The organism is Phytohabitans houttuyneae, assembly GCF_011764425.1.
Classification (GTDB): domain Bacteria; phylum Actinomycetota; class Actinomycetes; order Mycobacteriales; family Micromonosporaceae; genus Phytohabitans; species Phytohabitans houttuyneae.
This window is the reverse complement of sequence record NZ_BLPF01000001.1, coordinates 5,130,652-5,156,269: the sequence shown is the minus strand read 5'-3', so window position 1 is coordinate 5,156,269 and position 25,618 is coordinate 5,130,652. Positions and strand designations below refer to the sequence as shown.

Sequence of the window (25,618 nt, the reverse complement as noted above, 5' to 3'; positions counted from 1 at the left end):
CCAACTTGCCAAGATCTGCAGGAGCGGGCTCCTGGGCTGAGCTGAGCGACCGCGGAGGGTGAGGCAGCAACCGCCGCCGATCAGGAAAGCCGGTCTCTACAGATCCGCCGAAGTTCGCCGCCCCGGGGCGATCTGGGCAATCGCAAGGGCACACTGGCTCCTTGATCGGCGTCAACAAAGGCCCCCACAGAGCAGATCGTCCCCGAGGGGTGAGCTCGCCCACCGCGGAGGGCGAGGCCGCGGGAGCAACGGTCCGGACAACGACGGACATCGCGGTAGCCCGGATCTGCTTCGAATTGGACCTTTTGAAACGGGCTACCACGGTCGCACCTCACCCTGACCGCGGAAGATGCCTAGGACGACGCGGCCAGCGCGGTGAACGCGGGCAGGTGGTGGTCGGCGCGGCCGGCGAAGAGGGCCATCTCGTAGGCGATCACGTCGACGTCGGAGTCGGCCTCGAAGACCACTGCCAGGATGGCGCCGCCCGCGGTGGCCGTCACGAAGAGGAACTTTTGCCGCATCTCGATCGTGATCTGGCGTACGCCGCCGCTCTCGGTGTGACGGCCGGCCGCTACGGACAGTGCGTAAAGCCCTGCGGCCACAGTGGACAGCTGGTCAGCCGCCATCGGGCCGGCGTGGCGGGAGGCGGCCAGCAGGAGGCCGTCCGGGGAGATCGCTACCGCATGCTCCGCCCCGGGGACGCGGTCGACGACGTCATCGAGAAGCCATGCCAGGTCATCACTGGTAACCGCCGGGTGCGCCACGTCGTCATTCCCCCTCGTCGAAACTTCAGTCCATCGGGCGTCGCGGCCAAGGGGCCCGGCGCGACGCTGCGCCCGACCGGTCCGCGGACATGGCACGCAGCTTGGCCAGCAGGTCGCCGCGGTTGGCGCAGCCCAGCCGCTGGCGCATGCGCGCCATGTGGTGCTCGACCGTCTTGGCCGATATGAAGAGGCGGTCACCGATCTGCCGATACGTCAGTCCGTCGAGTACCAGATCAGCCACCTCCTGTTCCCGCTCGCTGAGCAGGCTCTCCGCGGGTGCGGTGAACGCCTCTGTGACTTGCGACACCGCCGGCTGTACCGCCGCCGGCGAACCACCCCCACGGGCCGAGCCCTGCAGCAGCCGGGCACAGTCCAGCAGCGCGGTCATGGCCTTGCGGTCCGCCGTGCGGATCGCAGCCTGCCCGGCCAGCCGAGCCCCGTCCCACCACAGCCCCGCACCGTGCAACCCCCTTGCGGCAGCCTCCACTTTGGCCGGATCGACTGCCCCGCGCAGTGTCTCCAGCCAACTCTCCGCGGCCGCCGCTACCACCGAACCGTACCGGCTGTGCTGGGCGGTCGCCACCAATGCGGCGGCGTGTTCATCGGCAGTTGTAGGTTCCTCGGCGATTATCGCGGCGTGCAGCCCGCACCAGTGCAGCGGCGCCGTCCACAGTGGTGGGCGGCCGAGCCGGTCGAGCAGCCGCCACGCCTCGGCCATGTGTGTGGCCATGCGCGCCTGCTCGCCGAGGCGGGCGGCGGCGACGGTCAGCTCACCGATGGGCAACAGCGAGTACAGGTCGACGGGCTGCCGCATGACCGCCTCGCGGGCCTGTGCCCATGCCCGGTGCAGGGCGGCCAGGTCGCTGTTGCGGCGGGCGATGCCGGCGTCGAGCGCGGTGGCGAAGAGGAGGTCGCGTGGCTCCAGCGGTCCGTTGCTGGCGGCCGCCCGGTGCTCGGCCGCCGCGGCCGTGCGGCCCCGCACCATCTGCATCCAGCCCTGCAACAGGCGGTGGCGGCGGGCCATCAGCGCCGCGCCGACCTCGGCACCGATGGCGCGGTCAAGCACCGATTCACCGGTGTCCAACTCGCCACAGTGGATGGCCACGAGGGCGGCGAGCGCGGCCGGGCTGTCCGGCAGCAGCACCGCGCGGCCGGCCGGTTCCAGGAGGGCGGCTGCCTGGACCAATGTGGACAATGCGGCGGTGGCCGATCCGGAAAGGGACTCCCGGATACCGCTGGCCATCAGCGCGGCCGCGCCGGTGAGCAGGGTGGGCGGTCCGTCGGGTGGCACAAGGTCGTCGGCGCGGCCGAGCTGGCCGGTGCCGATGAAGCCCAGCGCCGCGAACGACACCGACGACGTGGTGCCGGACCACCGGTACAGCTCGGCGCTGCGGCCCAGCTGGCCGCGATGGGCGAGCGCGGAGCCCGATACCGCCGCTCCCACCGCCCGATCCGGCGAGCCCTCCGCGGCGACAAGGCGGTCGGCGAGGCGGAGCCCTACGTCGAGATCGCCCGCGAGCGCCGCGGCAAGCGCACGCCGCGCGTCGGTCGGCCGCCCGGCCGCCGCCGCGACCGCGAACAGCTCCGCGGCCAGCGCCGGCTCGCCGATGAGGGCCTCCTCGCCCGCGGCTTCGAACATCGTGGCGAGGCCACCGCCGCTCACACCGGCTTCGCGCAGGGCACGCACCAGCGGGAGTACCGCGCCGCCGCGTGCGAGCTGGAGCTCGGCCAGCCGCTGCCACACGGCGGTGCGGTGCGCGGCCGGGCTGAGTGACGCGACAGCCTTGCACGCAGCCGGCACGAGGCGGCCGTCCGGCGCCACGAGCCCGCTGGCCCGCGCCGCGTCGAGCAGGTCGTCGACCGCGTCGGGGGTGCGGTCGAGCAGCGCGCCGAGCAGGTCGGTGGGGAGTTCCACGCCGGTGGCCGCGGCGAGCAGCAGCGCGCGCAGGTCGGCGTCGAGGTCGTCGAGGTCGGGCCGGAACTGCACGAGCGCCTGCGGTGGAAGGCCCTCTCCGGCCGCCGGCCCGAGCCGGTCCACCAGTCGCGGCACGCCGCCGGTCTGCGCGTGCACGTGCCGGGCGGCGGGCGAGTCCGGCTCGACGCCGAGGTGCTTGGCGGTCTGCTCGACGGTGAACGGGCTCAGCACCAGCGGCGGCCCATCCAGCCGGAGCAGCTCCAGCAGCTCGCCCAGGGCGGCGGGGCGGGGCCACGGCCGGTACGCCAACACGATCCCGGGGCGGCGCGCCTCGACGAGCGCGCGCAGCTCGCGCAGCCGCTCGTCTCCCACTTTGTGGGCGTCATCCAAGAAAAGTACGAACGGACCGTCCTGCGGTGACATCTCCTGCCACGCGTCGACCACCGGAATGCCCGCGCGCCGGTAGATCCGCCCCAACTCGCGCAGCAGCAGGCTCTTGCCGTACCCACCGGGGGCCTGGATGGCGACCCGCAGCGACGCGTGCGGCGCGGCGGTGGCCGCGTCGAGCAGTGCCGCGGTCGGCTCGTCGAGTACGAGCCGTGGGCCAGGACGATCCGGGAGCTCAAGCTTGGCCTCCTACCAGGCCGAAGAGGCGTTGGGTCGGGCGCAGTCGCAACGGTGTGATCTCGACCGGCGGGCGCGGTGGCGGGCCGGCGTCCATGCCCTCTTGCACGAATGGCGGCGGCTCGTGGTTCGATGCCTCGATCGCCCGCTGCTCGGGTATCCACATTGGATCCTGACGCCACGCGCCGCGCGGGGAGACGACCTGCACCGCGGCGAGCGCTGCTCCGGCGGCAGCCGTGCTCTGCGGCTCCGCCTCCAGGCCGACGGGACCGGGCAGCGCGGCGCGGAGCAGCTCCGCGACAAGCGGCATCCGCGCCGCGCCACCCACCAGGAGCATGCCGTCCAGCTCACGCCGCCGCAGGCCGCAGGAACGGATCACCTGCGCCAGCGTCTCTACACTCAGCTCCAGCGCCGGACGGACAAGCTCTTCGAGCTCAGCCCTGGTGACCGGCACCCGCACGTGCCCGTGCGACGTGCTGAGCACCACCTCGGCCGCGGCGGCCGAGGTCAGCTCCTCCTTCACCCGCCGGCACTCCCGGCGCAGCCCGTAGAGCGCGATCCGGGCCTGCGGGCCCCTCGCGAACACCTCCCGCAGGTCCCGGTCGAGCCGCGAGCGCACGTGGTCGACGAGGGCCTCGTCGACGTCCGCGCCACCGAACGGCTCGATCGCGCCCGCACTGCCGAGGAGTTGGAAACCGATGCCCTCCGCCCAGCGCACGACCGAAGCCTCGTAGTCGCTGCCGCCCAGGGAGTACACGCCGAAGGTGCGGCCACGCAGGCCGCGTGCGGCGTGACTCTCGGCAGCGACGACGGGCTCCGGCAGCAACGTGACGTCGGCCAGACCGATCTCCCACAGCGCCCGGTGCAGCAGCTCCCGGCGATACGCGCCCCATGCGGCGGGGTGGCTGACCACCACCTGCTCGGCCGGCTCCCCTCGTGAGCCAACACTCGCTCGACCACCCACATGGCCAGGACGGCGGTGAGCGCCTGCGGGGTGCAGGGCTCGCCGCCGACTATCTGCGGCACGTCATCGCCGATACGCCGCACGAAACCGCGGGCCACGCGACCCGCGTCCAACTGCACCGGCTCGCCCACGGTGAGCGCGCCGTCGCCCGTCACGTGCAGCACCGAAGGAACGGCTGTGGAGCGCGCCCCCAGCCGGACGACCTCGGGCGCCAGCCACCCCGCGTTACCCAGTCGCGAGACGGCGGCGGTCGTGGTCGTCCCACCGATGTCGATCCCCAGCACGTATGGCATCCGAGCGCTCTCCTCCCAGCGGACCCATACGTTCGTACCAGAGATGTTCGTCCTGCTGAGCCACTAATTCTGCCGAGACGGATCCCCTAATCCCTAACCCGGAAACCCGGCGCCGTCCCCGATGCCCGGGGGGTGGCCGCGCTCCTACGGTCTGCGACATGGAATCGACCCAGACACTGCACGACTTCGTGCTTAACCTGCTCACCAACCCTGAGGCGCGCTCGGCGTTCGAGCTTGACCCGGAGGGCACGCTGAACGCCGCGGGGCTCGGTGACATCACCGCCGCGGACGTGCAGGACGTGGTTCCCCTGGTCGTGGACTACGCGCCGGTGCAGGGCATCACCGGCCTGGTGCCCACGGGCGACCTCGGCCTGGGCCAGATCGGTGCGCTGGACGGCAGCGCCACCAACGTGATCGGCCAGCTCCAGACAGTCACCCAGCAGCTCTCGGTCGGCGTGCCCGCCCCCGCCGCCGACGCGAACGTCAACGTCGCCGCGGTCGGCGCGATCACCGTGGACACCACCGGCATCAGCCTCGCGACCACGGGTCTCATCCCCGGCGTCGGCGTCGCGGCCGGCACCTCCGGCGCGTCGGTCGACCTCTCCGGCGTGTACGACGTCGCCGGCACGCTCGACTCCGATGTGGTCGGTCCGGTCGGCGCCGACGCCACGGGTGCGGTCGACGCGACGCTGGGCACGGCCACCGGCCTGGTGCCGGGCGCCCCGGTGGACGGGCTCCTCGACACCACCGACGACACGCTCGGCACCGTCGACTCGCAGCTCGACGGCGTGACCGGCCTCGTCGGCTCGGTGACCTCGCCCCTCGGCGTACCGCCGGTCGACCTGCCTGAGCTGGACGACACGCTCGGCAGCGGCTCGCTGCTGAGCGGCGCCACAGGCACTGTGGACAGCACGCTCGACGGCATCGGCGTCGGCGGCGTGCTGGGTGGTGGCGCGGACGCGCACGGCTCCACGGGCGTCGCCGGCCTGCACGGCACGGTGCACGGCTCGGCGACCGCCGACGCGCACACCGACGGCGGCCTGCTCGGCGTCACCGACATCCTGTTCTGACACCGTCCGAAAAGGCCACACGCCCAACCCGGCGTCACGGCTGGTTTTCTAAGCGTTACCGCGGTCCCAGGGATGGGAGGCCGGACTCGGGCCCGGTCTCCCATCCCTCTTGATATATCAGTAGAAATCAGCAGACTTGGTCCGGTGATGGCACCGATCTGGCTCGACACCCTCGACGAGACGGCTCGGGTATGCGCGGCGCACAGCCGCACCGACCTCGTCCGGTGGCTCCTGCAAAAGCGGGAGCAGCTACTGGACCCCACCCTGCGGGTGCTCGTCGTCGGCGAGCCCAAGCAGGGCAAGAGCCAGCTTGTCAACGCGCTCATCAACGCGCCCGTCTGCCCCGTCGGCGACGGCCTCACCACCGCGATCCCGACCGTCGTGCGGCACGCGGAGTCCCCTTCGGCGGCCCTGGTGCACGAGGGCGACGAGGACGAGCGGACGCCGATGCCCGTGCCGGAGGTCGCCGCCCGGATAAGCGCCACCGCGCCCGGCCGCCGTCCGGGCACGAGCGAGGTGCACGCCGAGATCGGTGTCCCTCGTGGACTGTTGGCGAGCGGCATCGTGCTCATCGACACGCCCGGTGCGGACGGCGACGATCCGACTACCGGCAGCGGCGTGGCGTCGCTCCCCCGCGCCGATCTCGTCGTCATGGTCACCGACGCGACCCGCGAGCTGTCCGTCTCCGAGGTCAACCTGCTGCTGCACATCGTCCAGTCACATCCGCGCGTGGTGGTCGCGCTCACCAAGATTGACATCTCGCCGCACTGGCGGGCGGTGGCCGAGCGCAACCGTGAGCACCTCGCGAGCGCGGGCATCCCGGCGGTGCTCCTGCCGGTCTCGGCGACGCTGCGGCTGCAGGCCGCGCGCACCAACGACAAGGCGGTCAACGCGGAGTCCGGATTCCCCGACCTGATCGCCCGGCTCAAGCGCGAGCAGGGCTCCAAGGGCCAGGTGCTCGCGCCGACCGCGGTGGGGCTCATGGTGAGCACGGTCATCGAGCAGCTCGCCGCGCCGCTGCGCGCTGAGCTGTCCACTGAGGACTCCGGCTCGCTGCACCGGCTGTACGAGGCACAGCGCGGCCTCGACGAGCTGCGCCGCTGCTCGACACGCTGGATCAACACGCTGGCCGACGAGATGACGGATCTGATGTCCGACATCGAGTACGACCTGCGCGACCGCACCCGGCAGATCATGCGGAAGGTCGACGAGGCGTTCGAGACGGCCGACCCCCTGAAGACGTGGGACGACTACCAGGCTTGGATGGAGCAGAGCCTGACCGAGGCGGCCGAGGCCAACTTCGCCTGGCTCGTGCAGCGCTGCGACTGGATCACCGGCCGGGTCGCCGACCACTTCGTACGGTACGGAGCGGACATCCTCCCCGAGTGGCGCGCGGGCATCCCCGACCGGCTCGCCGAGCAGCTGGAGGAGATCGAGCGCCCCAGCGTGGAGCGGTTCACGCCGGTGCAGAAGGTCTTCAGCGGCCTGCGCGGGTCGTACGGCGGGCTGCTCATGTTCGGCCTCGCCACCACGCTCGCCGGCATGCCCCTGATCAACCCGGTCTCGCTCGGCGCCGGCGCGCTCTTCGGCGGCAAGAGCATCCGCGACGAGGGCAAGACGATGCTGCGGCGGCGGCAGGCCACCGCCAAGGCGGCCTCGCAGCGGCACGTCGACGACTTCTTCCTCCGGCTGAACAAGGAGTGCAAGGACACCGCGCGTTGGGTGCAGCGGGCGCTGCGCGACCACTTCACCGGGCTGACCGAGCAGCTGCAGGAGGCGATCGTCCACTCGCTGCGCACCGCGAAGCAGGCCGCCGACGCCGACGCGCTGGAGCGTGAGCAGCGCAAGCGGGAGCTGCAGCAGCAGATGCGCCGCCTCGCCGCGCTGCACGAGCGGGCGAGGGCTCTGACCGAGCTGGGCAGTTCGCCGGTGCCGCAGCAGCGCCGCCTGGAGCCGGTGGGATGAGGCACCGTCTACGCGGGGCACCCGCGTGACATCAGCTCTGGAAGAGTCGGTGTGGCGTCTCATGCACGGGGCGCTCGACCTCTATCACGACAGCCCGACCGCCACCGACCAGCTCCGCCACCACCTGAGCCGCTTCGACGAGCCGCTGCGCATCGCGATCGCCGGTCCCTGGCAGGCGGGCAAGTCCACATTGGTCAACGCGATCGTCGGCGAGGAGGTGGCGCCCATCGAGGTGCCCGACGCCGAGCAGGTCTTCACCTGGTACCAGGACGGGCCGGAGCCGCACGCCACCGCGTACCCGGCGGGGATCGAGCTGCCGGTGGCCCGCACGGCCAACGGGCTGCGCGTCGACATCCGGCGGTGGCGGCCGGCGCCGGTCAACGACCTGCTCGTCACGTGGCCCAGCCGCGCACTGCGCAACGCCACCATTGTGGACACTCCCGCGCTGCCGGGCGCCGGCGACAAGGTGCTCCGGGACGCGGACGCCGTGCTCTACCTGACCCGCGACGGGCGCGGCACCGACCTTGAGTGGCTGGAGGCGGCGCAGGACGGCACGGTCGCCCGCGCGGCGCCGGTCAACGTCATCCTCGTCCTCTCCAGGGCCGACGAGATCGGCGGCGGCCGCATCGACGCGCTGCTCGCCGCCAAGCAGCTGGCCCGCAAGCACCACCGCGACCACCACGTCGGCTCGCTCTGCCTGGCGGTCGTGGCGCTCGGTGGCCTCGTCGCGCTCGCCGGGCGGACGCTGAGCGACCGCGACTTCTCCGCGCTGTCCACATTGGCCCGCGTCGCGCGGCCGGACCTGGAGCCGTACCTGCTCTCCACCGACCGGTTCGTCGGTGACGACTTCCCCGCCCCGATCGACGCGCAGGTTCGGATCGAGCTGCTCGACCGGCTCGGCATCTTCGGCGTACGGCTGGCCACGACGCTCATCCGCACCGGCACGGGCACCGACACGCGCGCCGGGCTGGCGGCCGAGCTGGTGCGCCGCAGTGGTCTCAGCGAGCTGCGCGAGGCGGTCGGCCGCTGCTTCGTCGACCGGGCAGACGCGCTCAAGGCCCGCTCAGCGCTCGCCGCCATCGAGTCCGTGCTCCGCGCGGAGCCTCGGCCCGGCAGCGAAAAGCTCCTCGCCGACCTGGAGCACACGCTGACCAACGCGCACGACTTCCGCGAGCTGCGGCTCGTCGCGGCGATCCAGGGCCACCGCATCAAGCTCGGCGACGAGCTCGAAGCCGAGGCACGCCGCCTGGTCGGCGAGGGTGGCACGGCACCGGCGGCCCGGCTCGGCGTCGACCCCCGCACCAACCCGGGCCAGCTCTGGCAGCTCGCCTCCGCCGCGCTCGCGAGGTGGCAGGAGCAGACCGAGGACCCGTTGCTCAGCCTCGAGCAGCGCCGCGCGGCCGGCGTCGTCGTCCGCAGCTGCGAAGCCATCCTCCACGCACTTTCTTAGTTCTAGAGAAGGTTCTTTGCCCGCGTCCGCGTCAGCTGCGGACCGCATGCTCCCGCGGGCACCGCGGAGGTCGGCGGCTCGCTTGGCGCTCGCCGAAATCCCCGACCTCCGCTGCCGGGTCCGCGTGACAAGCCCAGCCGGCTTCTGGGTCGCTGATGCGACGCGGAGGGTGAGGCCGCGGGAGCGACGGTCCGGACCACGACGGACATCGCGGTAGCCCGGCGTTTATGTGTTGGGTCCTTGGATGCGGTCGGCGGCGCGTTCGATCGCCTCCTCGACGGCGCCCACGCGGTCGGCGAGCAGGCCCACCGCACCCACCGCGCGGCTCATCGGGTCGTCCTCCGCGCCGCCGAGTGCCTTGGCCTTCAGGTAGCCGGCCTTCACCTGGGCCCACCGCGCGGCTCGCTCACCGGACAGCCGCCCGCGCAGCTCGGCGAGCTTGAGCAGGTTGGCCTCGGCGTTCGCGGCCAGCGTCTGCGCCTCGCCGAGGTAGTGGTCGTCGATGACGGCTTCCAGCTCGTCGTCGTTCATGACCGGCACGATGCGCTCAGCGAGCTTGTTCATGTTCCGGTACGAGCCCTGCAGCTGGTACGGCGGCTCGGTGCGGGACGCGTCGGCCTGCGCGGCGGAGGCGATGTACGCCTTGTTGTTGGTCAGCACCACCTGCTGCACCCGCAGCAGCTTGCGGAGCACCGCGAGGATCTGCTCCAGCTCGACCGCCGAGTACGGGTGGGCGAGCTGGTCGGGCCGCACCGACTCGTCACCCTTGGCGAGCCGCACGAGCAGCTCCAGGTCGCCGCGGTCCCTTGTAGACAGCGGCGCGAGCACCTGGTTGGTCGTGAGCGAGTTTTCGATGTAGCTGAGCGCGAAGAGCTGCTCCTTGCCGGAGAGCACGTCGCCGAGGTTCCACACGTCGGCGCGGTTGGCGAGCATGTCGGGGATGCGGAAGCGCTGCCCCGACTCCGTGTACGGGTTGCCCGCCATGCACACCGCGAAGCGCTTGCCTCGCAGGTCGTACGTGCGCGTGCGCCCCTCCCACACACCCTCCATCCGGCGCTGGGCGTCGCAGAGCGAGATGAACTTCTGCAGCAGCTCCGGTGACGTGTGCTGGATGTCGTCGAGGTAGAGCAGCACGTTGTTGCCCATCTCCAGGGCGAACGAGATCTTCTCCACCTCCTGCCGCGCGGTCGCGTTGGGCGCCTCGGCGGGGTCGACGGAGGTGACGGCGTGACCGAGCGCCGGCCCGTTCACCTTCACGAAGACAAGGCCGAGGCGGCTCGCCACGTACTCCATCAGCGTGGTCTTGCCGTAGCCGGGCGGCGAGATGAGCAGCAGCAGGCCCATCTGGTCGGTGCGCTTGGCGTCGCCGACCGCGCCGAGCTGGCGGGCGAGGTTGTCGCCGATGAGCGGCAGGTACACCTCGTCGAGGAGCCGGTTGCGGACGAACGCGCTCATCACCTTCGGCTGGTGCTCGGACAGGCGCAGCCGGGTGCGCTCGCGGGCGATGAGGTCGTTGCGCTGGCGCTGGTACGCGCGAAAGCCCGGCACCCGCTCCTCGCGGAACCGGCGGATGCGGGTCAGCGTCTCGTCGAGCCGCAGCTCCAAGCGGCGACCCGCGATCCGCGTATGCGTGCCGAGCAGACCCTCCACAGTGGCCGTCAGCACCGCCGACGAGTCGTGCCGCGGCAGGTCGGCGCCGCACAGCTCGATCGCGATCGCCTCGGGCAGCTCGGGCACGGGCTTGTCGCCCAGAAACGCGGTGAGCCAGGCCGACGCGAGCTGATGCCGGGCGGCGAGGTCGCCGCCGAGCGCCCGCAGGTCTTCGTCGAAGGACTCCACCTTCGCGCGGTGAAAGCGGTCGAGCAGGTCGCGCGCTCCGGCGCTGGTGACGAAGCCGAAAGGCGCGCTGGCCAGCTCCTCGAAGAGGTACTCACCGGCGAGGTGGCTGTCCATCGGCAGGCGGCGCGCGGCCACGAAGTCGTTGATGGCGGCGGACAGCTCGGCGCGGAGCTCGTCGATTGCCGGAGTGGCACCGCTCGACCCATCCCGGGGACGACCCCGGACCCCGAAGGTGGCCCGGGCCCGCGCGAGCGAGCCGGCCCTTGTGGACCATCCGGCGCGGGCCGCCTCGTCGGTGCCGTACGCCCAGAAGAGCTGCGCGGCGGCGCGTGCGCTCGACGGGTAGCGGAGCAGGCCGGCGCCGGCGTGCAGGCGCAGCAGGGCTTCCAGGATCGCGGCCGCGTCCTGGTCGTGCACGCCTCGCTCGTACCCCTCGTCGTAGCGTGACTCGGCGGTGCGGCGCACCAGGTCGCGGAGCGCGGTCGCGTCCACCGCCGTCTCGTGCAGCGCGTCAAGGTCGCCGTCGAGCAGCATCGACGCGGCGAGGAACTCCGCCCGGTACACCTCCGGCGTCTCCGAGACGATCAGCTGGTCCCAGTACCCCCGGGTCGCCTCGAACGCCTCGTCGCGGACCGCGGCCCGGTAGTCGGTGCCGGTGACCGCGACGGCCATCCGCCCGTCCTGCGGCACGAGCGTGAGGTCGATCGCCTGCGTGTTGACCGCGAAGCGGTGCCGGCCCAGCGTGATCGTCTCGCCGCCGTCGCTGTAGAGGTCGAGCCGGTCGCGCAGGCTCCGGCCGGCCTCCTGGCGGGCCGCCTTGATGCGGCCGTCGAGCTCCTCGGCGCGTACGGGGTCGCCGAGGTCGCGCAGCTCTTGCGCCACCGAGCGGAGCTTGGCCACCATCGGGTCACCGGCGAAGTACGTGTTGACCTCGTCGATCGTCTTCAGCGTGGCGATCCGCCGGTGCACGCTCGCGAGGATGCGGTCGGCCGAGTCGACGAGGCGGTCGGAGCGGCGGGCCCGCTCGTCCAGCAGCGCCTGCTTGCGCGCCGAGAAGACCTCGTACACGTCGGTGCGCTTGGCGCCCAGGTCGGCCAGGAAGTCGTCGAACTCGCCGAACCGCGACTCGAGGTTTTCCAGCTGGAGCAGCAGCCGGCCGAGCTGCTCGTCGCAGCGCTCCGGGGTGTCGGCCACCGCGAGCGCGCCGGTGATGGCCTGCCCCAGCAGCGCGAACTCGGCGGCGAACTCGGCCCGCCCCTCGGTGGCGAGCAGCTCCTTGCGCCGACCCTCCAGCGTGGCCCGAGCCCGGTTGACGCCGCCGAGCACCTCGCCGATCCGCTCCAGGATCGAGGTGCGCACCGTGGCGTCGGCGATGTCGAGCGAGCCGACCACCTCGGTGATGACCTGCATCCCCTCGGCCTGCGCGGCGAGCCGCTCGCCGAGCGGCTCGGCCGCCGCGACGGTCTTTATGCCATCGGCGTCCGCGACAAGCCGGTCGATCTCCGCGTGATAGCCGGTGAACGCGTCGTCCCGCTGCAGGAACGACACCGCACGCTGTGCGGCGGACGCCTGCTCCTCGTCGAGCGCCCGGGAGAGCTCGTCGATCCGCGCGGTGTCCACATAGCGCAGCTCGCGGAGCGTGACAAGGTGGCCCTGAGCCGAGCGGAGGTCGGCGAGCTGGGCCACCCAGCCGTCCGTCGACTGTGGAGCCTCACCGCGGGTGCGGCGGACGAGCGACTGGATGCGGCTGGCCGCCTCGTCGAGCGCGGTACCGGCCTGCGCGGTGAGCGCCTGCACCTTTTCGAACTCGTCGAGCACCTGCTCGGCGGTGGCGCGTACCTCCGAAAGCGGGGTGCGCAGGTCGCCGAGCTCCGCCTCGCCGAGCCAGTGGTAGTGGTCGAAAATGCGCGCACAGGTCGCGATGAGCGCCTCGTAGACACCCGTCGACGGCGTCATTTCGTCGGCCGTCCGGGCCACCGACAGGCAGTCCGAGATGCCGCGTACCAGGTCGGCGTTGCCCACCCGCTCCAGCGGGCCGGTGCCGACCGGCTGGGCGGCTGCGTACGTGTCGGACAGGTACGGCGTCTGCCACACCTGCATCGGGTGCACCCGGGTCGGCTCCTCCGAGGTGGCGCGGAAGACCACGAGCGTGCCGTCGTCGAAGAGGGAGTAGCCGTGGCACGGTATCGGTGTAGCGACCTCTTTGCGGATCACGTTGTACGGCAGCAGGAGCGTGCGCCCCTCGGCCCGGGCGTGAAAGACGTAGAGCACGTCTTCGCCGTTTGTGGAGCGGATGACCCGCTCGAACTCCAGGCTCGCCACGTCGGCGTCGAACGTCTTGTTGACGCCGGTCGCGAGGTAGTAGCCGCCGGGGAAGATGATGCCGTGGTCCTCGGGCAGCCGCTGGCACGCCTGCCCGATGCCGTCGAGCCGCACGACCGTCTTGGTGCGCGTGTTGAAGACAAGGTGCCGCCACACCGTCTCCTTGTACGGCCGCACGCGCAGCAGGATCAGCGGGCCGACCCGGGCGTGGTACACGTCGGCGTCGGCGAGGCTCTGCAGCGGCTGCTCCACCGGCTCGGTGTAGATACCCTCGCCGGTCTCGGTGTTGTTTTCGATCTTGACCGTGAGGTTGCCGCCCACGGTCTCCACGAAGACCTCGTCGCCGATGGAGATGTGCGGGTGGCGACCGAGCACGTGGTTTTCCCGGGTGGTCTCCACCCACTCGAAGTCGTGCGGTGCGGGAAACGTGTGGTCGCGCTCGCCCCGGTTGTCCATGTAGGACATCGCACCGTCGGTGGCGACCTGCCACCGCAGCACCCGGATGTCCTCGAGGTTGGGCCCGGTCTGGAAGATGGCGAGCAGGCGCGCGTCGAGCCGGCGCAGCTGCAGCAGCCGCGTCTCGCGGTAGTACCGGTACAGCTCGCCGAAGTCGCGCAGGAACTGCGGCTCGCGCAGCCACGGCACCTCTGCGGCCGGCTCGAAGCGGAACGCCTCGCCGTCGCGGCTGAACGCGTGCACCGCGAACACGTCGGCGACGGTGGTCTCCGGCTTCAACCCGATGAAGACGTTGTAGCCGAAGAGCATCTGCCCGCCGATCGACACGATGTCGCGCGGCACGCAGTTGTTTTCGGTACGGATCCGCTCGGTGCCGACCAGTCGCATCTCCGCGCTGCCGAACACCTCCAGGCGGCGCGCGTTGAGCGCCTCCGCCCGGCGGGCCAGCTCCGCCGACCGGTCGGCCAGCCGGGCGCGCAGGACTTCGTAGGTACCGACGTCCAGCGCGGGCCCGGCCACCTCGGTGGTTGCGGTCACTGTCACTGTTTCCCCTGGTTCGCTCGCTCCTGCGGCGGCCTCACTTGGCGTTCAGCTCGGCCAGGGGCGCGTCGGCCAGGCCGAGGCGCTTGGCCGCCTGCAGCAGCTCCTTCACCTTGTCGGCGTCGGCGTTTCCGGCCTTGATCTGCTGGAGCAGGAAAGCGGACAGCGTCAGGTTTTGCACGTCGCCGGTGTTCAGCGACTTCAGCAGCTCGGCCAGGTCCTTGGTGAAGTCGGCCGAACCGTCCAGCCACGGCCTGGCGAGCGTCTGCGCCACATCGGAGTGGCCGACGAAGCCGTCGACCGCCTTGCCCGCCGCGATCGAGCTCATCAGCCGGTCGAAGAAGATGGTGTCGCCGCCGACGATGTCGATGTTCGCCTTTTCCAGGCCCTTCGACACGACCGTCGCCTGCGACTCGGCGATCTGCCGCTGCACGTCCAGGCCGGCGAGCCGGATCTCCTTTTCCGCCTCCAGCCGCAGGCGGTACTCCTCGTGGTCCCGCGTCGCCTCGTCGAGCGCGGCCATCGCGGCCGCCTTTTCGGTAAGACCCTCGGCCTCGCCCTTCAGCTTTTCGCGCACCGCGTCGGCGAGCGCGAGCGCCTTCTCCCGCTCGACCACGGCCTCCGCCTTGCCGACCTTCTCCTTGCCCTCGGCCGCCGCGAGGGCCTTCTCCCGCTCCACGGCCGCCTCGGCACGGCCCACCTTTTCGATGGCCGCCGCGTCCCGCTCGCGCACCTGCACCTCGGCCAGCCCGGCCGCGGCCGCCTCGGCCTGCGCACCCTCGGCCAGCCGGATCTTCGCCCGCGTGTCCAGCTCCGCCGCCTGCTGCCGCGCCTCGGCCAGCACCAGCGCCTCGCGCGCCTTGTGCTTGGCCGCGACCTCGGCCGCCTCCGCCGCCTTGATGTCCTTGACCAGCGCCTCCTGCGCCTCGGCCTCGGCCTGGATGACGGTCGCCTGGCGCACCCGCTCGGCCTCCTCGACAACGCGCAGGCGCTTGATGTTTTCCTCCTGCTCGGCGACGGTCTTCTCGACCGCGATCCGCTCCCGGACCACCTCGGCGATCGACCGCTTCTCCGCCTCGACCTCCTTGTCCTTGGAGATCGTGGTCAGCTCGGTCTCCCGCTCCCGCGCGATGACCTCCAGCATGCGGTCCTTTTCGATCCGCTCGGTCTCGATGGCGATCACCCGCTCGCGGTTCTTCTCCGCAACCGCGATCTCCCGCGCCTTGTTTTCCGCCTGCACGCCAAGCTGCTCGTCGGCCCGCAGCGCGGCGGCTTCGGCCTTCTGCCGCTCCTCCGCCCGCACCCGGGCGATCTCCGCCTCTTCGCGCGCCCGCATCGTCTCGACCTCGCGGCGCTGCTTGATCTCCGCTTCGGCCTGCTGCCGCTCCAGCTCCAGGATCGCCTGGCGGGCGTCGACGTTCTGGCGGGTGATCTCCTTCTGCTCGGTCTTCTGGAACTCGTTGGTCCGCACGTGCTCGATCGCGGTCAGCTCGGTGATCTTCCGGATGCCCTGCGCGTCAAGGATGTTGGCCGGGTCCAGCCGCGCCATCGGCGTCTGCTCCAGGAAGTCGATCGCCGCGTCCTCCAGGCTGTACCCGTTGAGGTCGGTGCCGATCACCGCGATGATCTGGTCGCGGAACTCGTCCCGCTTCGTGTACAGGTCGACGAAGTCCAACTGCTTGCCGACCGTCTTCAGCGCCTCGGAAAACTTCGCGTTGAACAGCTCCTGCAGCGTCTCCTGGTCACTGGCCCGCGCGGTGCCGATCGCCTGCGCCACCTTGATGACGTCCTCGACCGTCTTGTTGACCCGCACGAAGAACGTGATTTTGATGTCCGCCCGGATGTTGTCGCGGCAGATGAGCCCCTCGTTGCCGGTACGTTCGATGTCGATCGTCTTGACCGAGATGTCCATGATCTCGGCCTTGTTGAAGACCGGCAGCACGACCGCGCCGGTGAACGTGACGTCGACCTTCCGGATCTTCGAAATGATGAGCGCCTTACCCTGCTCCACCTTGCGGAAAAGCCGGCTCACCATGAAAAGCAACACGATGATGACGAGGACTACGACGGCGACGAGCACGCCGAAGCCGGTGGTGATGGCGTCCATGAGGGGTCCCTCTTATCCGTGTGGTTCGGGGTGTGGGACGGGGGTGACCCAGAAGAACTCCCCGTCGGCGTCATAGTCGTAGATCAGCGCGGCGGTACCGGACCTGAACGTGTCCGTCCCGGTCTGCCGCACCTGGATGATCGCGGACGAACCGTCCGCCGCGGTAACCTCCGCTTGGCCAAAACTCTCGCTGACCCGCCCGGTGCGAATGACACACACCGAGCCGACAAAATCGGCGCGGGACGCCTCCGGCCCGCTGGGAAAGAGCTTCTGGAGCGGCTTGACGAGCAGCCGGGTGGCAAACCACGCGACGGCGAGGGCGACGAGCAGCGCGAGGATCGCGAGCAACAGCACGCCGCCGAAGAGCACGGTGCCGACGAGGCTGACGAACCAGGCGATCGCGATCAGCAACGACGCCGTGACGGCCACGGGCACACCGGCGAAGCCGACCCCGCCCAACACGTCGCCGTCCGCGTCGAAGTCGAGGGCCTCGATGTCGAGCGCGCCGAGCAGCACGAGCAGCCAGTAGCCAACGACGACCACCAGCAGAAAGGTGAAGAGCACGGCCGGGAATCCGAGCGCCGCGTCCACGAACTCACCCATCGACCCGCGCCTACCCCCGCTGCGTAAAGCCCCAATCCGTAGCCTGGATCATGACATGCCAGGTCAAGGCGGTGGGTGCCGACCTCGACCCGGAAAACATCGAAGACGTGAGCTACCGCGACGCCCGTGGTGGTCCGGACCGTTGCTCCCGCGGCCTCACCCTGAGCGATCGCAGACCTCGCGGAGAAGGATCGCTCGCCTCATCAAGACCCGGAGCGCCTGCCGGCGCCGGGTGTCTATTGAGCTTTCGGCGTCGGGATACTCGAGGGGTGCGGCGGCACTTCCTTGATCGGCTGGCTGCCGCCGTGATCGGCTCTGTAGGGCCATTGTTGACGCCGATCAAGGAGCCAGCGTGGTCCGGACCGTTGGTGCTGCGGCCTCACCCACCGCGGTTGCCGGCTTTGCCGGAACGGCTCCGCCGTTCCAACCGGCGGCCACGCGCGGCATCGGGACCGGATCGAGGCCGAGGGCCGGTGGCGGCCACGGTCCCGGCGGCCGCATCGCGGGCCGCCACGACCTGCGCCGAGCTGGACGCGTGGATCTGCAAGCTCCGCGTCGACCTGGCCCCGGACAACGGCGCGGACCACATCCGCGACGCGCTGGCCGGCATCAGCGCCCACAGCACTCCGGGCTGGGCGGTACCGTCCCGGTCGACATCAACCGGGTCCTGGCCCGATACGACTTGCCGGACCGGAACTCGGCCAAACGACCGCGTAGCTCATGGCGGCGTTTCACCTACGCCCGACCGCGGTACTGCTACCAGATCGACGCCACCGAGGTCATCCTCACCGACGTCGCCTGCCACGCCGCCCAGCCGAAACCGCCAACGCCGCGATCACCAAAGCCACGATCACAACCCGCTCGCCAGCCGGAGCGCTGAGGTGCCACCGCGCCTTCCGCGGGAGCGAGCTTTTGAGGTGAGCTGGGCGACCGCGGACGGTGAGGCCGCGGGAGCAACGGTCCGGACCACGGCGGGCGCCGCGGTAGCCCGGATCTGTTCGGGTTTGGATCTTTTCTCGAAGGCCGCCTGGGTCGCATCCGCCCTGAGGCCGAGAGATTGCGAGGGTCAGCGGCCGTCGAGCAGGGGTTGGCTCGGGTCCCAGGGCTCGCCGGAGCGGCGGCGGGCGACCGCCGACAGGGCTTCGAGCACCACGCGGTTGCCGAGGTAGGCGGTGATGTCCGCGTGGTCGTACGGCGGCGAGACCTCCACGACGTCGACGCCCACGATGGGTAGCTCAAGGCAGCAGCGGCGTACGGCGTCCAGCAGTTGCCGGGCCGTGAGGCCGCCGGGCTCGGGAGTGCCGGTGCCGGGCGCCATGCCGGGGTCGACCACGTCGATGTCGACCGACAGGAACACGCCCTCGCACTCGTCGACCGCTGTCGTGAACGCCTCGCTCAAGCATTCGTCGACGCCGCGGGCCACGATCTCGCTCATCTCGTACGAGCGCATGCGCTGCTCGGCCATCCAGTCCAGCACCGTAGGGCCGGGCCAGTAGCCGCGCAGTCCAATTTGGAGGAACCGGTCGCCGCGGATCGCGCCGGACTCGATGAGGCGGCGCATCGGGAGGCCGTGGCCGTAGAGCGAGCCGAACTCGATCTCGCCCGTGTCGGCGTGCGCGTCGAAGTGCACCATGGACACGCGGCCGTACCCGTGGTGGCGGGCCACGCCCTTGGCGTCCGGGAGCGTGATGGAGTGGTCGCCGCCGAGCACCAGCGGGATCGCGCCCGCCGCGGCAACGGTGGCGACGGCCTCCTCCAGCGCGCCGAGTGCCCGCTCGATGTCGCCGCTGAACATCTCGACGTCGCCCGCGTCGTACACCTTCAGGTCGCGCAGGCCGTCCGTGCGCAGTGCGAGCGACGGGCGGCTGCCGTCGTGCTCGAGGTAGCACGCCTGGCGCATGGCGGACGGCCCGAAGCGGGTGCCGGGACGGTTGGTCGTGCCGCCGTCGAAGGGCGCGCCCAGGATGACCACGTCGGCGTCAGCGAACGACGACGGCTCGCCGAGGTCACACCGGTCCACGCCCAGAAACGTCACGTCCGGACCGAACATCGGGCCGTACCTCATCGCTCCTCCATCCCCCATGGCGAGCCGTACGCGGTCAGCAGGTCCAGGAACGGCCGGGCCGGGAAAGCCTCCGGGCCCAGCACGCCGGTGCCCGACCACGTGCCGGCGGCGAGCAGCTCGAGCGCCACCACCGGGTTGATCGCGGTCTGCCACACGACGGCCTGGTGACCGTACTCGCGCATCGACCACTCATTGTCGACCACGTGGTAGAGGTACACGGCGCGCGGCTCGCCGGACTTGCCGGTGCCGCGCACCCAGGTGCCGGCGCACGTCTTGCCCCGCATCCTGTCGCCGAGCGTCGCCGGGTCGGGCAGGCAGGCGGCCACCACGTCGCGCGGCGCCACCGAGACCCCGCCGACCCGCACGGGTGCGGTGCCGTCCAGGCCCAGCTTGTGGAGGGTACGGAGCACGTCGATGAACTCGCTGCCCAGCCCGTACTTGAACGTGACCCGCTTGGCGTCGACCCAGCGCGGGATCAGCAGCACCTCTTCGTGCTCGACGTTGACGCACTCGACCGGGCCGATGCCCTCCGGAAAGTCGAAGACCTCCGGCTCGGAGAACGGCTCGGTGGTGTGCCAACCCTTGCCGGCCTCCCAGATCACCGGCGGGTTGAGGCACTCCTCGATGGTGGTCCAGATGGAGAACGACGGCGCGAAGTCGTACCCGTCCACGACGAGGTTGGCCCCGTCGCGCACGCCGATCTCGTCGATCTCGCTGAAGAGCTCGTCGGCCGCGTACCGCGCGAAGACGTCGGACAGCCCCGGCTCGACGCCCATGCCGACCAGCGCCAGCCGCCCGCTCGCCGCCCACCGCTCGGCCTGGGCGAACTGGTCGTCGCCGAGCTTCACGCCGGTGTCCGCGTGCGGCCGCTCCGGGTGTGGCTTGGACAGCGACATCGCCATGTCGAGGTAGTCGGCGCCGGCGGCGTACGCCCCCTCGAAGATGGGCATGACGAAGCGCGGGTCGACCGCGTTGAGCACGTGGGTGATGCGGTGCTCGCGGCAGAGCGCGGCCACCGCCTCGGCCGAGGATGCGTCGACCCGGGCGGCTGTGAAGCGGCCGTCCACGGTGGACACGGCGCGGGCGGCCCGGCCTTCGTCGTAGTCGGCCACGACCATCGCCTCGAAGAACGACCGCCGGGCGGCGATGGGCACCGCGGCGGAGCCAACGCCACCGGCGCCGACGAGCAGGATGCGCATCACGCTGTTTTCCTCCGGCGTACGGACGTGCTGAGCACCAGTAGCAGCGCGATCAGGAACATGGCGGTGCCGACGACGTTCACCTGCGGCGGGATGCCCCGCTGGGCGGCGCCCCAGACGTACATCGGGAAGGTGACGGTGGTGCCGGAGTTGAAGTTCGTGATGATGAAGTCGTCGAACGACAGCGAGAACGCGAGCAGCGCCGCCGCGACGATGCCCGGGAAGACCAGCGGCAGCGTCACCTTGCGGAACGTCTGGAACTCGCTCGCGTACAGGTCCATAGCCGCCTCCTCGAGCCGGCTGTCCAGTCCGGACAGTCGAGCCTTGACGGTGACGACGACGAACGAGACGCAGAACATCACGTGCGCGATGACGACCGTCCAGAAGCCGAGCGACACCCCGCCCGCCACGAAGAGGGCGAGCAGCGACGAGCCCATCACCACTTCGGGTGTGGCCATCGGCAGGAAGATGAGCAGGTTGGTCGCGCCGCGGCCGCGGAAGCGGTGGCGGACCAGCGCGAACGCCATCAGCGTGCCGAGCACGGTCGCCCCGACGGTCGCGATGAAGCCGATCTGCACGCTGCGTACGACCGCGTCGCACATGTCGCCCGGACCGCATGGGTTGGTCCAGTTGTCCAATGTGAACTTGTTGAAGTCGTACGACAGGCGGCTCGACGGCTCGTTGAACGACAAGCCCATCACCACCGCGATGGGCAGGAAGAGGTAGGCGAGGACGAGCACGCCCACGCCCATCACCCAGTGGTCGGACAGCCAGCGCCCCAGTTTCATGGCTAGAGCACCTCGTCCGTTCCGGCGCGGCGCACGTACACGAACACCATCGCCAGGATCACGGCCATCAGGATGAACGACAGCGCCGCCGCCTGCGGGTAGTCGAGCCGCACGAGGAAGGCGGAGTCGATCACGTTGCCGATCATGTACTGGTTGGGCGTGCCGAGCAGCTCCGCGTTGATGTAGTCGCCCGCCGCGGGGATGAACGTGAGCAGGGTGCCGGCCACCACGCCGGGCATCGATAGCGGCAGCGTCACCTTGGTGAACGCGCGCACCGGGCTCGCGTACAGGTCGTTGGCCGCCTCCAGCAGCCGACCGTCGAGGCGGTCGAGGCTCGCGTAGAGCGGCAGCACCATGAACGGCAGGAAGTTGTACGTCAGGCCGAGCACCACGGCCGTCGACGTGGCCAGCAGGCGGCCGTCGGAGCCGAGGATGCCGATGTCGCGCAGCGTGCCGACGACGACGCCGTTGTCCGAGAGGATCGTCTTCCAGGCCAGCGTGCGCACGAGGAAGCTGGTGAAGAACGGCGCGATGACGCAGACGAGCATGAGGTTTTTGAAGCGGGTGGCCTTCTGCGCGATCGCGTACGCCAGCGGGTAGCCAAGCAGCAGGCACAGCACCGTGGCGATGCCCGCGTAAACGAGCGAGCGCACGAAATGCGGCCAGTACGCGGAGAGCGCGTCGACGTAGTTGCCAAACTCCCACGTCATCGCGTACCCCTCCTGCAGCGACCCGGCCGGGTCGTACAGGCTGGTGGCGGCGAGCTGCACCGCGGGTACCGCGAAGAAGATGGTCAGCCACAGCCCGCCGGGGAGCAGCAGCAGGTACGGCAGGAGCCGCCGCCCCTTCCTCGGGGGCGGCGGCGGTGTCTCATGTGGACCGACCGCGGTGCCGATGTGCCCGACGACACTCACTGTGCCTCCGGGTTGGTTCGCTCGCTCACGACACGGACTCCAGAAGGGGCTGGGTGGCGTCGCCCGCGCCGGCCTGGCGGCTGAGCAGGAACGCGTGCTCGGGCCGCCAGTACGCCACGACCTGCGCGCCGACCGGCACCTGGGCGAGCACGCCGGCGTTCGACGCGAACGCCGAGACCTCGGTGCCCCAGGGCGTGCGGACGAGGTACTGCGTGCTCACGCCGACGTAGGAGGAGTCGGAGACGACCCCGGTGACCCACTGGTGGCCGGCGGGCACCGAGTCGGTGTTCGGGGCGAGGTGCAGCTTCTCCGGCCGTACCCCCAGATAGACGTCTCCATCGACGGCCCGGCAGCGGTCCGCGGGCACCGAGAAGCGCGAGCCGTACGCCGAAACCAGCACTTCCTGGCCGGAACGGCCGGCCACCTCTCCGGCGAGCAGGTTGGACTGGCCGAGGAAGTTGGCGACGAACGGCGTGGACGGGAACTCGTAGATCTCCGCCGGCGCGCCGAGCTGCTCGATCCGCCCCGCGTTCATCACCGCGACCGTGTCGGCCATCGTCATGGCCTCCTCCTGGTCGTGGGTGACGTGCACGAAGGTCAGCCCGACCTCGGTCTGGATGCGCTTGAGCTCGATCTGCATCTGCCGCCGCAGCTTGAGGTCGAGTGCGCCGAGCGGCTCGTCGAGCAGCAGCACCTGCGGGTGGTTGATGAGGGCCCGGGCGAGCGCGACCCGCTGCTGCTGCCCGCCGGAGAGCTGGGCGGGGCGGCGCTTGCCGAAGCCCTCCAGCTGCACCAGGGCGAGCATGCGCTCGACCTGCGCCCGGATGTCGCCGACGCCGCGGCGGCGCAGGCCGAACGCGATGTTTTCGAAGACGTCCAGGTGCGGGAAGAGCGCATAGCTCTGGAACACGGTGTTGACCGGCCGCTTGTACGGCCGGAGCCGGCTGATGTCCTTGCCGCCGAGCAGCACCTTGCCGCTCGTCGGCTCCTCCAGCCCGGCCACCATGCGCAGCGTCGTGGTCTTGCCGCAGCCGGACGCGCCCAGCAGTGCGAAGAACCCACCCTCCGGGATCGTGAGGCTGAGGTCGTCGACCGCTGTGAAGATCCCGAAACGCTTTGTCAGGTTGACCAGCTGCAGCTCGCCTTTTTCAGCCATATCACGCCCCGATAGCCTGCTGGAACTTCGTGGAGTACGACCGCTCCTGCGCCTCGTCGAGCGCCATGAAGACCTTCGTCTTGGCGAGCGTCGCGTCGTCGGGGAAGATCAGCGGGTTCTTCGCCAGGTCGGGGTCGATGTCCGTGATCTTCTCTTGGGCGCCCTGCACCGGGCAGATGTAGTTGACGTACGCCGCGAGCTCAGCCGCCACGCTCGGGTCGTAGTAGTAGTCGATGAGCTTCTCGGCGTTGGCCTTGTGGGCCGCCTTGTTCGGCACGAGCATGTTGTCCGACCAGAGCATGAGCCCCGAGTCCGGCGCGACGAACTTGATCTTCTCGTTTTCGCCGGAAAGCTGGATCACGTCGCCGGACCACGCCACGCACGCCGCGATGTCGCCCTTGGCGAGGTCCGTCGCGTAGTCGTTGCCGGTGAACTTGCGGATCTGTCCAGAAGAGACACCCCGCTTGAGCTTCTCCAGCGCGTCGTCGAACTGTGCCTCGGTGAAGTTGCTCGGGTCGTGCCCGTTCGACAGGAGCATCAGGCCCATCGTGTCGCGCATCTCGGTCAGGAACGTGACCTTGCCCTTGAGCTCCGGCTTGGTGAGCAGCTCGTCGATCGTGCGCACCTCGCCGGTCACGTCGCCGTTGTAGGCGATGCCGGTGAGGCCGGACTGCCACGGCACCGCGTACTCGTCGCCCTTGTCGAACGGGCGGGCGCGCAGCGAACGCAGCAGGTTGGCCTGAACGTTGGGGATGTTGGCCTTGTTGAGCTTCTGCAGCCAGCCGAGCCGGATCATGCGGGCGGCCATCCAGTCCGTGAGGACGAAGATGTCGCGGTCGGTGGGCTGGCACCCGGAGAGCTGGTTTTGCACCTTGCCGAAGAACTCGTCGTTGTCGTTGACGTCCTCGGTGTAGGTGACCTGGATGCCGCTGCTCTCCTGGAACGCGATGAGCGTGGGATGCTTCGACTCATCCTTTTCATCGACGTCCATATATTGTGGCCAGTTGGAGAAGGCCAGCTTCTTGTCCGTGCTGGAGGTGTCCTCGCTGACGCAGCTGTCCTCGGACTGTTTGGTGCCCTCGGTGCCACACGCGGTGAGCAGGCCGCCCGTGGTGAGCAGCGCGCCAGAGGCTGCCGCGCCGCGCACGAGCGTGCGCCGTGAGAACCTGGTGGCCGACAGCACGGCGGAGGCCTCGGGTGACAGGGGGCTATGTGTGAGGCGCATGTGCGGCTCCAGAGTGGTTCGCGAGAATGCTTCGTACGATCCGACGCCTGATCCTGGCATGATGTAATGCCAAGTCACAAGGATTCCGTTGCAGAAGAGCCAATTCGCAACGAAATACGAATGAAACAGTGCTCGCGGGAGGCGACGGATGGCGAAGCCGCGGCAGGGCGTGGGCGATGGTGTGGCCCACGTGCTGCTCGATGACGTCGGCAAGCAGATCATCGAGCAACTGCAAGAGGATGGGCGGCGGCCGTACGCCACCATCGGCAAGGCGGTCGGCCTCTCCGAGGCCGCGGTGCGGCAGCGGGTGCAGCGACTGCTGGACGCCGGCGTCATGCAGATCGTGGCGGTCACCGACCCGCTGCAGCTCGGCTTCCCGCGCCAGGCCATGATCGGCCTGCGCACCACGGGCGACCTGGAGGCCATCGCCGACCGGCTGGCCGAGCTGGAGGAGCTCGACTACGTCGTGATCACCGCCGGCTCGTTCGACCTGCTGACCGAGGTGGTCTGCCGCAACGACGACCACCTGCTCGAAATCATCAGCCGGCTGCGCCAGGTCGAGGGCGTGATCGCGACGGAGGCGTTCGTCTACCTCAAGCTCCGCAAACAGACATATACCTGGGGTACCGCCTAAAGCCCCTATGCGGGAGCGAGGGCTCGCGGGCGGCGGGCGTGGTAGACGAGCGCGGGCGGCACGTTGCGCCACACCGTGCGGCCGACGACCACTTCCTCGAAGGCGGCGCGCAGGGCGGAGCGGAGGCGGCGGGCGGGCGGCGCCCACAGCGCGTGTACGTACGCGAAGGTGGTGAAGGCGCCGCCAGGCGCGAGCGCGCGCCGCACGGCGTCCAGCACGCTTCCCTGCCGGTGGGCGGAGAAGGCGGCCCAGGGCAGGCCGCTGACGATCGCGTCGGCCGGGCCGAGGCCGCGGGCGTCGAGCAGGTCGCTGAGGTGTGCCGCGTCGGAGACGGCGACGTCCAGGCCGGGGTACCGGTCCGCGAGCCGGGCGGCGAACACCGGGTTGAGCTCGACCGCCAGGTGGTGGCCGCGGCCGGCCAGGCGGCGCTGGATGACGCCGGTGAACGCGCCCGTTCCCGGCCCGAGCTCGACCACCACCGGATCGCCACCCTCGGGGACCGTGGCACAGATGTGGCGGGCGAGGACGGGAGAGCTTGGTGCGATCGCACCCACGGAGAGGGGTGCGCGGGCGAACTCGCGGAAGAACCGCATCGCGTCGTCGGTCACGCCGCCAAGTTTTGTGAGCGCGGTGACGATCACCCTCCTCCCGGTGGACCAGACGGGTGGCCAGTAGAAGGAGATCGGGTCGGCGCAGGGAGTACAGAGGGCCAAATGGGCGGTGAG

17 protein-coding genes are annotated in these 25,618 nt (G+C 70.5%); 4 read left to right on the top strand and 13 right to left on the bottom strand.

Annotated elements, in window-relative coordinates; all coding sequences use genetic code 11:
- Window positions 1–353: 353 nt before the first annotated feature.
- The 3 genes from Phou_RS23790 to Phou_RS23780 form a co-directional block, all read right to left on the bottom strand.
- Entirely contained in the window at window positions 354–764 is a 411-nt protein-coding gene (locus Phou_RS23790; protein ID WP_173058011.1) for a roadblock/LC7 domain-containing protein, read from the bottom strand.
- 25 nt (window positions 765–789) lie between these two features.
- Window positions 790–3,051: a helix-turn-helix transcriptional regulator gene (locus tag Phou_RS23785; protein WP_218579072.1), complete on the bottom strand. Its 2,262-nt coding sequence runs from the start codon at window positions 3,049–3,051 to the stop codon at window positions 790–792.
- 250 nt (window positions 3,052–3,301) lie between these two features.
- The gene (locus Phou_RS23780; protein WP_281365050.1) at window positions 3,302–4,267 is read right to left on the bottom strand and encodes an Hsp70 family protein; all 966 of its coding nucleotides are present in this window, start codon (window positions 4,265–4,267) and stop codon (window positions 3,302–3,304) included.
- 451 nt (window positions 4,268–4,718) lie between these two features.
- Here Phou_RS23780 and Phou_RS23775 point away from each other — a divergent pair, with 451 nt between their 5' ends.
- From Phou_RS23775 to Phou_RS23765, 3 genes are all read left to right on the top strand, one after another.
- Entirely contained in the window at window positions 4,719–5,630 is a 912-nt protein-coding gene (locus Phou_RS23775) for an IniB N-terminal domain-containing protein (RefSeq protein WP_173058009.1), read from the top strand.
- Between the two features lie 147 nt (window positions 5,631–5,777).
- Window positions 5,778–7,595 carry a dynamin family protein gene (locus Phou_RS23770; RefSeq protein ID WP_173058902.1) on the top strand — a complete coding sequence of 606 codons (1,818 nt, stop codon included), beginning with the start codon at window positions 5,778–5,780 and terminating at the stop codon, window positions 7,593–7,595.
- 25 nt (window positions 7,596–7,620) lie between these two features.
- Window positions 7,621–9,045, top strand: a complete 1,425-nt coding sequence (locus tag Phou_RS23765) for a P-loop NTPase family protein (RefSeq protein WP_218579071.1) — start codon at window positions 7,621–7,623, stop codon at window positions 9,043–9,045.
- A 225-nt stretch (window positions 9,046–9,270) separates the two neighbouring features.
- On the opposite strand, the gene Phou_RS23760 is transcribed toward Phou_RS23765, so the two are convergent.
- The 9 genes from Phou_RS23760 to Phou_RS23720 all read right to left on the bottom strand — a co-directional run bounded on the left by Phou_RS23760 (window position 9,271) and on the right by Phou_RS23720 (window position 24,259).
- Entirely contained in the window at window positions 9,271–14,205 is a 4,935-nt protein-coding gene (locus tag Phou_RS23760) for a DNA repair ATPase (protein WP_246273706.1), read from the bottom strand.
- Between the two features lie 34 nt (window positions 14,206–14,239).
- A complete protein-coding gene (locus Phou_RS23755; protein ID WP_173058008.1) occupies window positions 14,240–16,309 on the bottom strand; it encodes a flotillin family protein in 2,070 nt (689 codons plus the stop codon).
- Window positions 16,310–16,321: 12 nt separating this feature from the next.
- Complete coding sequence (locus Phou_RS23750; protein ID WP_173058007.1) at window positions 16,322–16,912, bottom strand: hypothetical protein; 591 nt, start codon at window positions 16,910–16,912, stop codon at window positions 16,322–16,324.
- 1,066 nt (window positions 16,913–17,978) lie between these two features.
- A complete protein-coding gene (speB, locus tag Phou_RS23745; RefSeq protein ID WP_218579070.1) occupies window positions 17,979–18,977 on the bottom strand; it encodes an agmatinase in 999 nt (332 codons plus the stop codon).
- Window positions 18,974–20,176: a saccharopine dehydrogenase family protein gene (locus tag Phou_RS23740; protein ID WP_173058890.1), complete on the bottom strand. Its 1,203-nt coding sequence runs from the start codon at window positions 20,174–20,176 to the stop codon at window positions 18,974–18,976. The genes speB and Phou_RS23740 overlap by 4 nt, the downstream gene beginning before the upstream one ends.
- The gene (locus tag Phou_RS23735; RefSeq protein WP_173058006.1) at window positions 20,176–20,964 is read right to left on the bottom strand and encodes an ABC transporter permease; all 789 of its coding nucleotides are present in this window, start codon (window positions 20,962–20,964) and stop codon (window positions 20,176–20,178) included. The genes Phou_RS23740 and Phou_RS23735 overlap by 1 nt, the downstream gene beginning before the upstream one ends.
- 2 nt (window positions 20,965–20,966) lie before the next feature.
- Window positions 20,967–21,878 carry an ABC transporter permease gene (locus Phou_RS23730; RefSeq protein WP_173058005.1) on the bottom strand — a complete coding sequence of 304 codons (912 nt, stop codon included), beginning with the start codon at window positions 21,876–21,878 and terminating at the stop codon, window positions 20,967–20,969.
- Between the two features lie 25 nt (window positions 21,879–21,903).
- A complete protein-coding gene (locus Phou_RS23725; RefSeq protein WP_173058004.1) occupies window positions 21,904–23,034 on the bottom strand; it encodes an ABC transporter ATP-binding protein in 1,131 nt (376 codons plus the stop codon).
- 1 nt (window position 23,035) lies between these two features.
- Window positions 23,036–24,259, bottom strand: a complete 1,224-nt coding sequence (locus Phou_RS23720; protein ID WP_173058003.1) for a polyamine ABC transporter substrate-binding protein — start codon at window positions 24,257–24,259, stop codon at window positions 23,036–23,038.
- Between the two features lie 148 nt (window positions 24,260–24,407).
- Between Phou_RS23720 and Phou_RS23715 the strand changes: the two genes are divergently transcribed.
- Window positions 24,408–24,893, top strand: a complete 486-nt coding sequence (locus Phou_RS23715) for an Lrp/AsnC family transcriptional regulator (protein WP_173058002.1) — start codon at window positions 24,408–24,410, stop codon at window positions 24,891–24,893.
- A 5-nt stretch (window positions 24,894–24,898) separates the two neighbouring features.
- Here the strand turns inward: Phou_RS23715 and Phou_RS23710 are convergent, their stop codons facing one another.
- Complete coding sequence (locus tag Phou_RS23710; protein WP_246273705.1) at window positions 24,899–25,501, bottom strand: class I SAM-dependent methyltransferase; 603 nt, start codon at window positions 25,499–25,501, stop codon at window positions 24,899–24,901.
- Window positions 25,502–25,618 lie beyond the last annotated feature (117 nt).

What these genes read in the sequence shown, in the direction of transcription:
- Phou_RS23775 (WP_173058009.1), top strand. Translation starts at nt 4,719, where the DNA reads ATGGAATCGACCCAGACACTGCACGACTTCGTGCTTAACCTGCTCACC.
- Phou_RS23770 (WP_173058902.1), top strand. Translation starts at nt 5,778, where the DNA reads ATGGCACCGATCTGGCTCGACACCCTCGACGAGACGGCTCGGGTATGC.
- Phou_RS23755 (WP_173058008.1), bottom strand. Translation starts at nt 16,309, where the DNA reads ATGGACGCCATCACCACCGGCTTCGGCGTGCTCGTCGCCGTCGTAGTC.
- Phou_RS23750 (WP_173058007.1), bottom strand. Translation starts at nt 16,912, where the DNA reads ATGGGTGAGTTCGTGGACGCGGCGCTCGGATTCCCGGCCGTGCTCTTC.
- speB (WP_218579070.1), bottom strand. Translation starts at nt 18,977, where the DNA reads ATGAGGTACGGCCCGATGTTCGGTCCGGACGTGACGTTTCTGGGCGTG.
- Phou_RS23740 (WP_173058890.1), bottom strand. Translation starts at nt 20,176, where the DNA reads ATGCGCATCCTGCTCGTCGGCGCCGGTGGCGTTGGCTCCGCCGCGGTG.
- Phou_RS23735 (WP_173058006.1), bottom strand. Translation starts at nt 20,964, where the DNA reads ATGAAACTGGGGCGCTGGCTGTCCGACCACTGGGTGATGGGCGTGGGC.
- Phou_RS23725 (WP_173058004.1), bottom strand. Translation starts at nt 23,034, where the DNA reads ATGGCTGAAAAAGGCGAGCTGCAGCTGGTCAACCTGACAAAGCGTTTC.
- Phou_RS23720 (WP_173058003.1), bottom strand. Translation starts at nt 24,259, where the DNA reads ATGCGCCTCACACATAGCCCCCTGTCACCCGAGGCCTCCGCCGTGCTG.
- Phou_RS23715 (WP_173058002.1), top strand. Translation starts at nt 24,408, where the DNA reads ATGGCGAAGCCGCGGCAGGGCGTGGGCGATGGTGTGGCCCACGTGCTG.